General features: G+C 73.9%; 16 protein-coding genes. 6 read left to right on the forward strand and 10 right to left on the reverse strand.

From position 1 onward, the window contains the following. Nucleotides 1-50 precede the first annotated feature (50 nt). Both SM577_RS06255 and SM577_RS06260 read left to right on the forward strand, forming a co-directional pair. Complete coding sequence (locus tag SM577_RS06255; RefSeq protein ID WP_474586472.1) at nucleotides 51-716, forward strand: potassium channel family protein; 666 nt, start codon at nucleotides 51-53, stop codon at nucleotides 714-716. A 2-nt stretch (nucleotides 717-718) separates the two neighbouring features. Continuing rightward, complete coding sequence (locus SM577_RS06260; RefSeq protein WP_088995322.1) at nucleotides 719-1,408, forward strand: potassium channel family protein; 690 nt, start codon at nucleotides 719-721, stop codon at nucleotides 1,406-1,408. 17 nt (nucleotides 1,409-1,425) lie between these two features. Here SM577_RS06260 and SM577_RS06265 read toward each other — a convergent pair whose 3' ends face one another. The 4 genes from SM577_RS06265 to dut all read right to left on the reverse strand — a co-directional run bounded on the left by SM577_RS06265 (nucleotide 1,426) and on the right by dut (nucleotide 3,847). Then, entirely contained in the window at nucleotides 1,426-2,106 is a 681-nt protein-coding gene (locus SM577_RS06265) for a DUF3159 domain-containing protein (RefSeq protein WP_474586473.1), read from the reverse strand. After that, the gene (locus SM577_RS06270) at nucleotides 2,103-2,483 is read right to left on the reverse strand and encodes an OB-fold nucleic acid binding domain-containing protein (RefSeq protein ID WP_302917561.1); all 381 of its coding nucleotides are present in this window, start codon (nucleotides 2,481-2,483) and stop codon (nucleotides 2,103-2,105) included. Before SM577_RS06270 ends, SM577_RS06265 begins: the two co-directional genes overlap by 4 nt. A 124-nt stretch (nucleotides 2,484-2,607) precedes the next feature. Continuing rightward, nucleotides 2,608-3,309, reverse strand: coding sequence for a DUF3710 domain-containing protein (locus SM577_RS06275; RefSeq protein WP_302917562.1), 702 nt, complete (start codon nucleotides 3,307-3,309; stop codon nucleotides 2,608-2,610). Between the two features lie 25 nt (nucleotides 3,310-3,334). After that, nucleotides 3,335-3,847: a dUTP diphosphatase gene (dut, locus tag SM577_RS06280; protein WP_302917563.1), complete on the reverse strand. Its 513-nt coding sequence runs from the start codon at nucleotides 3,845-3,847 to the stop codon at nucleotides 3,335-3,337. A gap of 89 nt (nucleotides 3,848-3,936) precedes the next feature. Here dut and SM577_RS06285 point away from each other — a divergent pair, with 89 nt between their 5' ends. After that, nucleotides 3,937-4,437 (forward strand): DUF3093 domain-containing protein, encoded by a 501-nt coding sequence (locus SM577_RS06285; RefSeq protein ID WP_474586637.1) that lies wholly within the window; start codon nucleotides 3,937-3,939, stop codon nucleotides 4,435-4,437. Nucleotides 4,438-4,447: 10 nt separating this feature from the next. Here the strand turns inward: SM577_RS06285 and SM577_RS06290 are convergent, their stop codons facing one another. Both SM577_RS06290 and SM577_RS06295 read right to left on the reverse strand, forming a co-directional pair. Further along, complete coding sequence (locus SM577_RS06290; RefSeq protein WP_302917564.1) at nucleotides 4,448-5,260, reverse strand: hypothetical protein; 813 nt, start codon at nucleotides 5,258-5,260, stop codon at nucleotides 4,448-4,450. A 120-nt stretch (nucleotides 5,261-5,380) separates the two neighbouring features. Continuing rightward, nucleotides 5,381-5,677, reverse strand: a complete 297-nt coding sequence (locus tag SM577_RS06295; RefSeq protein ID WP_007075406.1) for a DUF4193 domain-containing protein — start codon at nucleotides 5,675-5,677, stop codon at nucleotides 5,381-5,383. Between the two features lie 435 nt (nucleotides 5,678-6,112). On the opposite strand from SM577_RS06295, the gene SM577_RS06300 reads away from it, so the two are divergent. Beyond that, nucleotides 6,113-6,628 (forward strand): LytR C-terminal domain-containing protein, encoded by a 516-nt coding sequence (locus SM577_RS06300; protein WP_302917565.1) that lies wholly within the window; start codon nucleotides 6,113-6,115, stop codon nucleotides 6,626-6,628. A 132-nt stretch (nucleotides 6,629-6,760) separates the two neighbouring features. Here the strand turns inward: SM577_RS06300 and SM577_RS06305 are convergent, their stop codons facing one another. Further along, a complete protein-coding gene (locus SM577_RS06305) occupies nucleotides 6,761-7,576 on the reverse strand; it encodes an inositol monophosphatase family protein (RefSeq protein ID WP_474586474.1) in 816 nt (271 codons plus the stop codon). A gap of 288 nt (nucleotides 7,577-7,864) precedes the next feature. Between SM577_RS06305 and SM577_RS06310 the strand changes: the two genes are divergently transcribed. Both SM577_RS06310 and SM577_RS06315 read left to right on the forward strand, forming a co-directional pair. Beyond that, entirely contained in the window at nucleotides 7,865-9,475 is a 1,611-nt protein-coding gene (locus tag SM577_RS06310) for an RNA polymerase sigma factor (RefSeq protein WP_474586475.1), read from the forward strand. A gap of 245 nt (nucleotides 9,476-9,720) precedes the next feature. Then, complete coding sequence (locus SM577_RS06315) at nucleotides 9,721-9,954, forward strand: DUF7455 domain-containing protein (RefSeq protein WP_073835435.1); 234 nt, start codon at nucleotides 9,721-9,723, stop codon at nucleotides 9,952-9,954. 210 nt (nucleotides 9,955-10,164) lie between these two features. On the opposite strand, the gene SM577_RS06320 is transcribed toward SM577_RS06315, so the two are convergent. From SM577_RS06320 to SM577_RS06330, 3 genes are all read right to left on the reverse strand, one after another. Further along, nucleotides 10,165-11,898, reverse strand: a complete 1,734-nt coding sequence (locus SM577_RS06320; protein ID WP_302917568.1) for a DEAD/DEAH box helicase — start codon at nucleotides 11,896-11,898, stop codon at nucleotides 10,165-10,167. Between the two features lie 213 nt (nucleotides 11,899-12,111). Then, on the reverse strand, nucleotides 12,112-12,750 hold the full coding sequence (locus SM577_RS06325; protein ID WP_302917569.1) for a trimeric intracellular cation channel family protein: 639 nt from the start codon (nucleotides 12,748-12,750) through the stop codon (nucleotides 12,112-12,114). Nucleotides 12,751-12,790: 40 nt separating this feature from the next. Further along, nucleotides 12,791-13,009, reverse strand: coding sequence for a DUF3039 domain-containing protein (locus tag SM577_RS06330; protein ID WP_091340497.1), 219 nt, complete (start codon nucleotides 13,007-13,009; stop codon nucleotides 12,791-12,793). Nucleotides 13,010-13,013: the final 4 nt, after the last annotated feature.

Consider the following 13,013-nt stretch of genomic DNA (forward strand, 5'->3'; position numbering starts at 1 on the left):
CAGACACACGCCCGATCCGGCGGGGGCGGGTGGCACCTTGGGAGGGCAGCGTGCACGTCGTGATCATGGGATGTGGCCGGGTCGGCTCGACCCTCGCCCACAGCCTGGAGTCCCGGGGGCACTCGGTGGCGGTCATCGACCAGGACGCCGACGCCTTCCGCCGGCTCGGCCCGGACTTCGCCGGGATCACCGTCACCGGCGCCGGCTTCGACGGCGAGGTGCTGCGCCAGGCCGGCATCGAGCGGGCGGACGCCTTCGCGGCGGTCTCCAGCGGCGACAACTCCAACATCATCTCGGCCCGGCTGGCCCGGGAGACCTTCGGGGTGTCCCGGGTCGCCGCCCGGATCTACGACCAGCGCCGCGCCCAGGTCTACGAGCGGCTCGGCATCCCCACCGTGGCCACCGTCCGGTGGACGGCCGACCGGATGCTGCGGCACCTGGTGCCGGAGGGGAACGTGGAGATCTTCCGCGACCCGACCAGCACGGTGTCGATCGTCGAGGTGCCGACGCACAAGGACTGGATCGGCCGGCCGGTGCGCGCCCTGGAGGAGGCCACCGGGGCCCGGGTGGCGTACCTGACCCGCTTCGGCATCGGCACGCTGCCCACCACGTCCAGCGTCGTGCAGGAGGGTGACCAGGTCTTCATGCTGGTCACCGACGACATCGTGGCGACGGTCACGTCGGTGGCGGCGGCGCCGCCGGAAGGAGTGCACTGAGCATGCGGATCGCCATCGCCGGCGCCGGCAACGTGGGCCGTTCCATCGCCCAGGAGCTGATCGACAACGGCCACCAGGTGATGCTCATCGAGCGCCAGCCCAAGATGCTCCGGCCGGACCGGGTGCCGGCCGCGGAGTGGGTGCTGGCCGACGCGTGCGAGCTGACCAGCCTGGAGGAGGCCAACGTCGCCGGCTGCGACGTGGTGGTCGCGGCCACCGGCGACGACAAGGTCAACCTGGTGGTGTCGCTGCTGGCCAAGACCGAGTTCGCGGTGCCCCGGGTGGTCGCCCGGGTGAACCGGGCCGAGAACGAGTGGCTCTTCACCGAGCAGTGGGGCGTGGACGTCGCGGTGAGCAAGCCCCGGGTGATGGCCGCCCTGGTCGAGGAGGCGGTCACGGTCGGCGACCTGGTCCGGCTGATGACCTTCCGGCAGGGCGAGGCCAACCTGGTCGAGATCACCCTGCCGACCACCGCCCCGTACGTCGGCCAGCCGCTGCACGCGGTGCCGCTGCCCCGCGACTCGGCGCTGGTGGCGATCCTGCGGGGCAAGCGGGTGCTGGTGCCCAGCCCGGACGACCCGCTGGAGGCCGGCGACGAGCTGATCTTCGTCTGCACCGCCGAGGTGGAGGACGCGGTGCGGGCCGTGGTGCTCGGGCCGGACAGCGTCGAGCGGACCCGCGAGGCGCGCTGACCCCGACCGGGGGTGGCTCAGCCGCCGGCCAGCGGGGCCGGCTGGTTCTCCCGGGTGGCCCGGCGGACGGTCCAGACGGTGATCAGCAGCAGCAGCGCGTAGGGCGGGTAGCCCAGCGCCAGCCGGGCCACGCCGAGCGCGGTGTCCTGGTGGGCGAGGTAGAGCCCGGCCTGCACGCCCACCTTGGCCAGCCAGACCACGCCCCAGAGCACGGTCAGCCCGGTGAAGGTCTTCACCAGCCGCGGGTCGTCGCGCCACTCCGAGCGGCCCTTGGCCACCAGCACCGACCAGATCCACCCCACCAGGGGCTGCCGGATCGCCGCCGAGAGCAGCAGCGCCAGGCCGTAGCCGATGCCGTAGAGGATGCCGGGGAGGTAGAAGTCCCGCTCGTCGCCGGTACGCCAGGCGATCGCCGCGCCGATGGCGATGCCGAAGAGCCCGTTGACCGCGTGCCGGACGGGCCGGCGCTGGGCCAGCCGCAGCACCGCGATCGCCAGCGCCACGGCCACCGCGGCGATCACCGCGGGGCGCAGCTCGCCGAGGATGTTGGCGACCACGAAGACGACCACCGGGATGCTCGACTCGACCAGCCCCCGCCAGCCGCCGAGCTGGTCGGCCATCTGCTCGGCGATGGAGGGCAGCCGCTCCTCCTCCGGCCCGGTCTCCGGCTCCGCCGCCCGGTGCTGTCCGGTCGTCACTTCGGCGACTCCAGCTCGTAGTACGGGTTGTAGATGACCTTCCGGTCGTCCCGGACGGCCACCCGCCCGCGCGCGGTGAGGTGCCGGCCGGGCTCGATGCCGGCGATGTGCCGCCGGCCCAGCCAGACCAGCGTCACCACGTCGCTGCCGTCGTAGAGGTCCGCCTCCAGGGTGGGCAGGTTGGTGCGCGGGGTGTAGACCACGGTGCGCAGCCGCCCGGAGACGGACACCACCTGGCCCCGGTGGCACTGCCGGGCCGGCACGCCGCCGTGCTCGGCGCTCTCCTTCTGCAGCTCCTGCGCCTCGATCTCGGCCTCGCTGGCCGTGAACCGGCGCAGCATCCGCCGCAGCGATCTCCGGTCCTCGTCGGTCGTCATGACCTCCGCGTCACCCTTCCACGCCGGCCGGCCCGCGCCGGCACTGCCCGAGCCCGGCGGCGCCGGGACCGTTCCGCCAGCGTACGCCGAGCGGGCCGGTCCCGGCGGGCCGGCGAACGCCGGGTCAGACCTCGCGGGGCTCCGCAGCCGCCCGGCCGGCCGCCGCACCCGTGTCGGCTCCCTCGGCGCCGGCCGGGGCGGCCTGCTCGGCGACGTCCCGGGGCAGCCGCAGCGGCAGCGGCTCGCGCACCGGCTTCGCCTCCTGGCCCCGGTCGACCACCAGCCCGTCGAGGCACTGGGCCAGCGGCCCGGCCGCGGCCGGGTCGACGGCCGCCGGGCCCTGGTAGACCCCGCGGACCATCCAGCGCGGCCCGTCGATGCCGACGAACCGCAGGTCGGTCAGGCCGTCCGGGGTGCGCACCCGGGCCCGCAGCTCGGTGCCGTACTCCCCCTCGGCCTCCTGGGCGGCGGCGCCGTCGTTGAACAGCGACTGCCGGATCTCCTCGCGCACCTCGTCCCAGATGCCCTCGGAGCGGGGCGCGGCGAAGACGCCGAGTTGGAGCGCGTTCTGGCCGTGCACCAGCACCACCTGCTGGATCACGCCCTGCGGGTCGGCCTGCACCCGCACCTCCACCTCGGGCACCGCCGGGATCTGCAGGCTGCCCAGGTCGAGCCGCTGCACGCCGGCGGGCGCCTCGCTGACGTCGTACGGGCCGCGCGCCGGGGCCGCCGGGGTCTGCTCGCCGTCGTGGCTGTCGAGGACCTCGGTGGTCCGCTCGTCGCGGCCGCGCCGCCCGGCGTCGGCCCGCTTACGGGAGAAGATCACTGCGCCAACCCTCCGCTGTTCGCACTCACCCTGCCACCTCTTCCGTCCGCCCGTCCGCCCCGTCGGTGCGCGGCGCGGGCGGCACCAGCCCGGCGTGCCCGCCGGTGGAGCCGTGCCCGCCGGCGCCGCGCGGGGACGCGGGCAGCTCGACCACCGGCTGGAAGACCGCCCGTTCCACCCGCTGGATGACGAGCTGGGCGATCCGGTCGCCACGGGAGATCTTCGCCGGCACGTCCCGATCATGGTTGATCAGGTTGACCAGGATCTCACCCCGGTAGCCGGCGTCGACCGTACCGGGCGCGTTGAGCACGGTCACGCCGAGCCTGGCCGCCAGCCCCGACCGGGGGTGGACCAGGCCCACGTACCCCTCGGGGAGGGCGATCGCCAGGCCGGTCGGGACCAGGGCCCGACCGCCGGGTGGCAGCTCCACGTCCGCGGCAGCCACCAGGTCGGCCCCGGCGTCACCGGGATGGGCGTACGCCGGCAGCGGCAGCTCCGGGTCGAGCTGCCGTACGGGCACGGGTACGACGTCGGTCACGGTTCCCCTCTTCCGTCCGGTTCACGGGGTGACCCTGCCATCCTGCCGGGTACCCGGGCGGTTGTGCGCCGTACCCTCGGACTGTGAGCCTGTCGCCATCCTCGCCGTCGCCGTCGCCGACGTCGCCCGTCGCGGCGCCCACCGAGCACTCCGAGCGGCTCGGCCTGCCCTGGTGGCTCTGGCTGGCCGGGGTGGCCGCGGCCGCCCTGCTCGCCGCCGAGCTCTGGATGGGCTACTCCGGGGTCCGCGCGTGGCTGCCGTTCGCGGTGCTGCCGCCGGCGGCCGTGCTCGGTCTGGCCTGGCTCGGCCGGGTCCGGGTCGCGGTACGCGACGGCGAGCTGCGGGTGGACGACGCCCGCCTGCCGGTGCGGTTCGTGGCGGACGCGATCCCGCTGGACGCCGCCGGCCGGCGCGAGGTGCTCGGGGTCGGCGCGGATCCGCTGGCGTTCGTGGTGCAGCGGCCGTGGATCAGCGGCGCGGTGCAGGTGGTGCTGGACGACCCGGCCGACCCGACCCCGTTCTGGGTGGTGAGCAGCCGCCGCCCGGTCGAGCTGGCCGAGGCGATCCTGGCCGCCCGCGACGCCGGCTGACCGCCGCCGCTCAGGGGCGCGCGGACGCGCCGGGCGGCTCCGGTGGGGCCCCCGGCAACGCGCGGCGCCTGCGGTGCAGGTCGGCCCGGACCTGGTCGGCCAACCCCCGGGTGGCCCGCCGGTTGAGGTAGCTGGCGACCGCCGCCCCGGTGAGGAACGGCCCGAGCGTGGTCAGGTTGCGCCCGAAGCGCCGCAGCAGGGTGTCCCGCAGTTCCCGGCGGGCCGCGGTGCCGAGCACGGCGCCCACCCCGGCGCCGGGGATCATCGGGTTGACCCCGCGCTGGCTGGCCCAGGAGTGCACCAGCGCGACGGCGCGCGGGGTGCCGCCCATCGGCAGCGAGACCCCGTAGACCTCGTGCAGCTCGCCGACCAGCTTCAGCTCGATCGCCACCACGGCGACCGTCTCGGCGGCCAGCAGCACCGGCGCGGAGAGCAGGGTCGGGGTGACCGCCCACTCCACGGCGGCGACGCCGCCACCGGCGGCGCCCACCCCGGCCGTCGCCCGGGCGGCGTTGCGTACCAGCCGGTCGGCGAGCGCGTCGTCGTCCAGCCCGGGGAAGTGCCGGCGCAGGGTGGCCAGGTCACGCACCGGCACGTGCGGCGCGATCTCGGCGACCGTGTCGACCATCCAGCGGACCGCGGCGCGGGGCTTGAACAGGTCGCCGAGCCCGCGGGCCCGGGCCTGCCCGACGAGCCGGGTGAGCAGTTGCCGGCGCCGGGCCGGCTCGATCTCGTCGGCGGTCAGCGCGGCGACGGTCGCCCCCAGCTCGTCGTCCGCGCCACGCTCGCCCACACCCGCCTCGTCCGCGCCACGCTCGCTCATCGAACCAACCTCCGTGCCGGCTACCCGTCACGAGTCAAGCAGTTCCCCGGGCGCGCCGCACGACGACTCGGACAGCGGCGGCCCCCGCCCGGGAGCCGCCGCTGGTGGACCCGGTGCGGATCAGACGCACTCGCGGCAGATCAGCTCGCCGTTGCGCTCGACCGCCAGCTGGCTGCGGTGGTGCACCAGGAAGCAGCGGGCGCAGCGGAACTCGTCCTGCTGCATCGGCAGCACCTTGACCGTGAGCTCCTCGTCGGCCAGGTCGGCGCCGGGCAGCTCGAAGCTCTCGGCCACCTCGGCCTCGTCGACGTCCACGGCGCCCGACTGTGAGTCGACGCGCCGGGCCTTGAGCTCTTCCAGGCTGTCCTCGCCGAGGTCGACCTCGTCGCGACGCGGGGCGTCGTAGTCGGTGGCCATCGGTTTCACTCTCCCATATCGATGTTGTCGCTTCCGGTTGTAACGCCGGACGACGCTGTTTCGGTTCCGCTGGCCGGCCACCACTTGTGTCGGTCACCCGACCCGGCTGACCGTACGGGCCGGCGCCGCCAGAGGAACTCCTCCAGCGAGCGCGGAACCATACCCCCCCTTTGGGCGAGGCATGTATACCGCCCTCGTGGCTGAGATGTACGCCCCCGCACGCGAAGTTGTTCCCAATGTGACTCAGGCGACACGAAGATAGGGGTAGTAGTACCCGGTTCCGGGATGGCGCGCCGGCATGTCCGGCTGTTTCCACGCGACGGCCGGACAACCGTTAACCTCAGCGGCGTACTCGACGGCCGGCGGGGCGGTCCGACCGCCGGCGGCCGCCGCCACCCATCACTGTCCGGGAGCACCCTGATGAGCTTTGCGCGAGTGCGAGCACTCGTTGTCGTCGGCCTGCTGGGGGTGCTCGCCCTGGTCTTCGTGGTCGTCGCGCTGGTCCGCGACACCCAGGGCAACGCCGGCCTCGCCGGTGGCTGCCCGGAGGGCTGGCCGCTGGTCGACGTGAGCCTGCGCGAGCCCAAGGACGTGAAGATCAACGTGCTGAACGGCACCGACCAGCCGGGTCTCGCCGCCAACATCGCCGACGACTTCCGCAACCGGAAGTTCCAGGTCAAGAAGGAAGGCAACGAGAAGAAGCAGGTCGACGAGGTGGCGGTGCTGCGCTACGGCCCGAAGGGCGTCGGCTCGGCCCACCTGCTCCGGGCGTACTTCCTGAACGCCGCCAAGTACGAGTACGACGCCGGCCGCCAGGACGACACCGTCGACGTGGTGCTGGGCAACGACTTCCAGCAGTTGGCCACCACCACCGAGGTCAACCAGTCGCTGGGCGACCTGGGCTCGCCGGTGGCGCCGCCCGGCTCCTGCCCGATGCCCGAGAAGGGCTGACCGGCCCGGTCGGCTCCAGCGGCTCCCGGTCGCCATGGCCGCCCGGGGAACGGGGCCGGCCCGCGCCGGGGCGCCGCTGCCCGCCGGGCCACGCCGCCGGAGATCCGAGGGCGGCCGGGGCGCGGACGGCCGTCAGGGGCCGCCGGAGGCGTCCAGGTCGGCCAGCCGGGTGTGCAGCGGCCCGAACAGCGCCGGCGGGGCGGCGATGACCATGTCCGGGCCCGGCGGGAGCCCGCCCAGTCCGCCGACCCGCAGTCCGGCCTCGCCGGCCACCAGGCCGCCGGCGGCCAGGTCCCAGGCGGCCAGCCCCTTCTCGTAGTACGCGTCCACCCGGCCCTCGGCGGCCAGGCAGAGGTCGAGCGCGGCGGCGCCCAGCCGGCGGATGTCCCGCACGTGCGGGATCAGCTCGGCGATCACCCGGGCCTGGTGCGCCCGACGCCCCGGGTCGTAGCCGAAACCGGTGGCCACCAGCGCCTGGCCGAGATCCGTCTCGGTGGAGCAGCGCAGCCGCTCGCCGTCGCGCCAGGCGCCGCCACCCCGGGTGGCGGTCCACTCCTCGCCGGTGCTGACGTTGCGCACCACCCCGGCGACCACCTGGCCGTCCACCTCGGCGGCCAGCGAGACCGCGCAGTGCGGCAGCCCGTAGAGGTAGTTCACGGTGCCGTCGATCGGGTCGAGGATCCAGCGCACCCCGCCCGGCCCGGCCGGGCCGCCCGCGCCGTACTCCTCGCCGAGCACCGCGTCCGCCGGCCGCAGCCGGTGCAGCGCCGCCATCACCTGCCGCTCCACCGCCCGGTCCGCGGCGGTCACCACGTCCGTGGCGGTGCTCTTGGTGGCCGCCACCGACACGCCCTCGGCCCGCATCCGGTGCGCCGTCGCGGCCGCGTCCCGGGCCACCTCGACCGCGATCTCCAGCAGTTCCCGCGGCGCCGGCGCCGTCCGGTCCATCGTCCGTCCCCTTCCCGCACGACCGGGGTGTTCCGGATCCTGCGCGGGTATCATCCTTACAAAGTCCACATCTGCGTCGAATCCGCGGTCCCCGCCGCGGGTACGCCGTGCGCCGCAGGATGATCGCCGCAGACGGCGTTACAATTCACCCCTGCCCACGCGCCACGGACCGCCAGCGACCGGCCGGCCCGGGACACGGGGGTTCCTCAACCACATCGTTCGGCACGGTGCCCCGCTCTGCGTCGGACGACCCGGCCGTGCTCGCTCTTCGCCTCCGGAAGGTCATTCGTGACAGAACCCCGCCAGACCGGCGCCGACGTTCGCTCGCTCACCGACACCCTGATCGCCCACGCGCAGAGCGCCGGCGGCCAGCTCACGTCGGCCCAGCTCGCGCGCACCGTCGAGTCCGCCGAGGTGACTCCGGCCCAGGCCAAGAAGATCCTGCGGGCGCTCTCCGAGGCGGGAGTGACCGTGGTGGTGGACGGCTCGGCCAGCACCCGCCGCCGGGTGGCCGCCGCCCGCTCGGCCACGCCGGCGTCCCGGGCCACCACCGCCAAGACCACCAAGAAGGCCGCCGCGCCGGCCCCGAAGCAGGCGCCCGCCGCCGAGGAGGCCCCGGCGCCGGCGCCGCGGAAGGCGACCGCGCGCAAGGCCGCCGGCACCACCGCCGACGTGGCCGCCAAGGCCGCCGCGCCGGCCAAGAAGGCCACCCGGGCCACCAAGGCCACGGTGGCCGCCGCGACCGGCCCGGCGAAGGCCACCAAGGCCGCCGGCAAGGCCAAGGGCGACGCCGCCGAGGGCGAGATCGACCCGGAGGAACTCGCCGCCGAGATCGAGGACGTCGTGGTCGAGGAGCCGGCCGAGCTGACCCAGGCCGCCGAGACCGACGCGGCCAACTCGGCCAGCGACAACGACTTCGAGTGGGACGACGAGGAGTCCGAGGCGCTCAAGCAGGCCCGCCGGGACGCCGAGCTGACCGCCTCCGCGGACTCGGTCCGGGCGTACCTCAAGCAGATCGGCAAGGTGCCGCTGCTCAACGCCGAGCAGGAGGTGGAGCTCGCCAAGCGGATCGAGGCCGGGCTCTACGCCGCCGAGCGGCTGCGCGCGGCCGAGGAGGGCGAGGAGAAGCTCACCCGCGACATGCAGCGGGACCTGCTCTGGATCTCCCGCGACGGCGAGCGTGCCAAGAACCACCTGCTCGAGGCCAACCTGCGGCTGGTCGTCTCGCTGGCCAAGCGCTACACCGGTCGCGGCATGGCCTTCCTCGACCTGATCCAGGAGGGCAACCTCGGCCTGATCCGCGCGGTCGAGAAGTTCGACTACACCAAGGGCTACAAGTTCTCCACCTACGCCACCTGGTGGATCCGCCAGGCCATCACCCGCGCCATGGCCGACCAGGCCCGCACCATCCGCATCCCGGTGCACATGGTCGAGGTGATCAACAAGCTCGGCCGGATCCAGCGCGAGCTGCTCCAGGACCTGGGCCGCGAGCCCACCCCGGAGGAGCTGGCCAAGGAGATGGACATCACACCGGAGAAGGTGCTGGAGATCCAGCAGTACGCCCGGGAGCCCATCTCGCTCGACCAGACCATCGGTGACGAGGGCGACAGCCAGCTCGGCGACTTCATCGAGGACTCGGAGGCCGTGGTCGCGGTCGACGCCGTCTCGTTCTCGCTGCTGCAGGACCAGCTCCAGCAGGTGCTGCAGACGTTGTCCGAGCGTGAGGCGGGTGTGGTACGCCTGCGCTTCGGCCTCACCGACGGCCAGCCGCGCACCCTGGACGAGATCGGCCAGGTGTACGGCGTGACCCGGGAGCGTATCCGGCAGATCGAGTCCAAGACGATGTCCAAGCTGCGTCACCCGTCGCGGTCGCAGGTGCTGCGGGATTACCTCGACTGATCCGCGATCGTCAACCCGGCGTGTCGTTTTGGCCACTTGGCGTGCAACGTCGGATGGTGATCCTTCGGTTGCGCGAATGTGATCGTTGACGTGGCACCCTTGGTGCACGGCACACTGTGCCTGCCATGTGTGACCTCCATCCCGCGCGGGCACACAGGGAAGGCAAGGCCCCACAAGGGTGTTGCACGATAGGTGAGCAACGACCGAAGAGATTGTTCATCGGTGACGACCAGAGGAGGAAGGCGATGACCCCGACCCTCACGCCGCCGCCCGAGACGGTGAGCCCCCCGGCCGCCGATGAACGGTGCGACCGCTGCAATGCTGCCGGCAAGCTCCGGATCACTCTGGCGGGTGGTAGCGAGCTGGTGTTCTGTGGGCACCACGCGAACAAGTACGCGGAGGATCTCGTGAAGATCACCGTGCGGTACGCCACGGACCCCGAGTTCAGCTGGCGTGGCGCCGATCTGATGGCGAACTGAGTCCGCTAACCGACATAGCCGGCCGGAGGCACCCCCAGGGTGCCTCCGGCCGGCTTTTCGCTGTCCGCGCCCGGTGACCGCCCGATCGCATCCACCCCACGCACCCCTCACCCCCGGCTCAGGTCGGCCGATGCGGGGCAGGCGTGCGGTGGGCCTGCTGCGCTGCTCACGGCGAGACGATCAGGGCACGGCGGGATGAGCGTCCGGCCGTCAGAGGGTCTGGACGGTGGCGATGCGCTCTTCGAGTTGTTCGATGGTGGCCTGGGCGCTGGGCGGGCCGCCGCAGAGCCGGCGCAGCTCGGCGTGGATCTTGCCGTGCGGCTGGCCGGTGCGGTGGTGCCGGGCGGCCACCAGGGCGTTCAACTGCCGGCGCAGCGCCACCCGGCGCTGGGCGGCACTCATCGGGGCGGCCGGCTGCGGGGGCGCGTCGGCGGCCGGCTCGGTCGCCCGCGCGGCGGCCTTGCGCCGCTGGGCGGCCAGCTGCTCGGCCTGCCGCTTGCTCAGCAGCAGGGCCACCTGGTCGGCGGTGAGCAGGCCGGGCAGGCCGAGGTACTCCTCCTCCTCCGGGGTGCCGGCCTGGGCGGCGGTGCCGAACGAGGCGCCGTCGAAGATCACCTGGTCCAGTTCGGCGGTGGCGGAGAGCGCCGCGAACCGCTTCTCCAGCTCGCCGCTGGCCTGCTCGTCGCGCTGGGCGCGTTCCAGCAGGTCGTCGTCGAAGCCCTCGCGGTCCTTCGGCTTGCCGAGCACGTGGTCCCGCTCGGCCTCCATCTCGCTGGCCAGCCCGAGCAGGTGCGGCACGCTGGGCAGGAAGACCGAGGCGGTCTCGCCGGGGCGACGGGCCCGGACGAACCGGCCGATCGCCTGGGCGAAGTAGAGCGGCGTGCTGGCGCTGGTGGCGTAGACCCCGACCGCCAGCCGGGGGATGTCGACCCCCTCGGAGACCATCCGCACCGCCACCAGCCAGCGCTGCTCGGACGCCGCGAAGCTGGCGATCCGCGCGGAGGCGCCGACGTCGTCGGAGAGCACCACTGCCGCCTTCTCGCCGGTCACCTGCTCGACCAGCTTGGCGTACGCGCGGGCGGCCTGCTGGTCGCTGGCGATCACCAGACCGCCCGCGTCGCTCATGCCGGCCTCGCGCAGCACGGTGAGCCGTGCGTCGGCGGCCCGCAGCACCTGCGGCATCCAGTCACCGGCCGGGTCCAGGGCGGTCCGCCAGGCCTGGGCGATCAGGTCCTGGGTCATCGGCTCGCCCAGCCGGGCGGCCAGTTCCTCCCCGGCGTTGGTGCGCCACCGCGTCTCCCCCGAGTACGCCAGGAAGAGCACCGGCCGGACCACGCCGTCGCGCAGCGCGTCGGAGTAGCCGTAGACCGAGTCGGCGCGGGACCGGAGCAGGCCGTCGTCGCCCCGCTCGTAGCTGACGAACGGGATCGGGTTGTCGTCGGAGCGGAACGGGGTGCCGGTGAGCATCAGCCGGCGGACCGCCGGCTCGAAGGCGGCCTTCACCCCGTCACCCCAGGACCGGGAGTCCCCGGCGTGGTGGATCTCGTCGAGGATGACCAGGGTGCGCCGGGTCATGGTGCGCCGCCGGTGCACCTGCGGGGCCATGCCGACCTGGGCGTAGGTGACCACCGCGCCGTGGAAGTCGGCCGAGGAGTGCAGGTCGGCGTTGCGGAACGCGGCGTCGAGCTGGATGCCGACCCGGGCGGCCGAGGCGGCCCACTGGGTCTTCAGGTGCTCGGTCGGGGCGACCACGGTGACCGCCTCGACGGTGCCGTCGGCGAGCAGCTCGGCGGCGATCCGCAGGGCGAAGGTGGTCTTGCCGGCGCCGGGCGTGGCGACCGCTGTGAAGTCCTCGCTCCGGCGGCGCAGGTACTCCACCAGCGCCTTGCGCTGCCAGGCGCGTAGTGCCGGAAACGTCTCGATCGCCGGCAACCGGGCAGCCACGCGACGCTCCTCTCCGACCGCACACAGGCGGACCCCGGCCGAGGGCCAACGGGGACCGCCGCCCATGAAAACGCCTCCGCGCAGAAGATGCCGCGAAGGCCGACTCAGCATAACCAGCGGCCCCCACCGGGTGCAGCGGACGCCACGCTGGTCACCCCGGTCACATCCGGAGCGCCACCACCGCGCGTCCCCGCCACCACCGGGACGGCCGGATCAGAGGCCCGGGCCGCGCGGCGGGCGCAGCGTGGCCACCGGGGCCGACCAGCGCCGGCGCAGCGCCACCAGGCGGATGCCGAAGACCAGCGCCGCGGCGGCGATCAGCCAGCCCGCCTCGGCCCGGTCGAGGGCGTGCAGCATCGCCACCACGACCGAGCCGACGAGCGCGGCGACCGCGTAGATCTCCCGCCGGAGCACCACCGGGATCTCGGCGGTGAGCAGGTCCCGGCCGAGGCCGCCGCCGATCGCGGTGAGCATGCCGATCACGCAGGCGCCGACCGCGGGCACCTGGGCGTCCAGGGCCTTCAGGGTGCCGGTGACGGTGAACAGGCCGAGGCCGGCCGCGTCCAGCACCAGCACGGTGGTGCGCAGCCGGGCGAGCTGGGGGTGCAGCCAGAACACGGCGGCGGCGGTGACCGCCGCGGTCGCCGCGTAGCGCCAGTCGGCGAAGGCCAGCGGCGGGACCTCGTCGATGACCAGGTCCCGGAAGATACCGCCGCCGAGGGCCGCGACGAAGCCGACGAAGACGACACCGAAAAGGTCGAGCCGTTTGGCCACCGCCGCGGAGGCACCGGAGGCGGCGAAGACGGCCACCCCGGTCAGGTCGGCGAGGAGCAGCGCGGTGGAGGTGGTCACCGCCGCAGGCTACGTGGGCGGCCGGCGGGGCCGCCCGTGATCACTCGGCCCAGGAGTCGTAGATCTCCTTGCACTTCGGGCAGACCGGGGAACCGGGCTTGGCGGCCTTGGTCACCGGGAAGGTCTCCCCGCAGAGCGCGACGACGAACGTGCCCATCACGGCACTTTCGGCAATCTTGTCCTTCCGGACGTAGTGGAACATCTCCGGACCGGTGTCGGCGTCCTTCAGCTCCGGACGCTCGAGGACCTGTGTGCTCACTTTT

Source organism: Micromonospora desertarenae, assembly GCF_056150265.1.

Excerpts from the sequence above, each read along its gene's own strand:
- SM577_RS06260 (WP_088995322.1), top strand. The coding sequence starts at position 719 with ATGCGGATCGCCATCGCCGGCGCCGGCAACGTGGGCCGTTCCATCGCC.
- SM577_RS06270 (WP_302917561.1), bottom strand. The coding sequence starts at position 2,483 with ATGACGACCGACGAGGACCGGAGATCGCTGCGGCGGATGCTGCGCCGG.
- SM577_RS06290 (WP_302917564.1), bottom strand. The coding sequence starts at position 5,260 with ATGAGCGAGCGTGGCGCGGACGAGGCGGGTGTGGGCGAGCGTGGCGCG.
- SM577_RS06295 (WP_007075406.1), bottom strand. The coding sequence starts at position 5,677 with ATGGCCACCGACTACGACGCCCCGCGTCGCGACGAGGTCGACCTCGGC.
- SM577_RS06305 (WP_474586474.1), bottom strand. The coding sequence starts at position 7,576 with ATGGACCGGACGGCGCCGGCGCCGCGGGAACTGCTGGAGATCGCGGTC.
- SM577_RS06315 (WP_073835435.1), top strand. The coding sequence starts at position 9,721 with ATGACCCCGACCCTCACGCCGCCGCCCGAGACGGTGAGCCCCCCGGCC.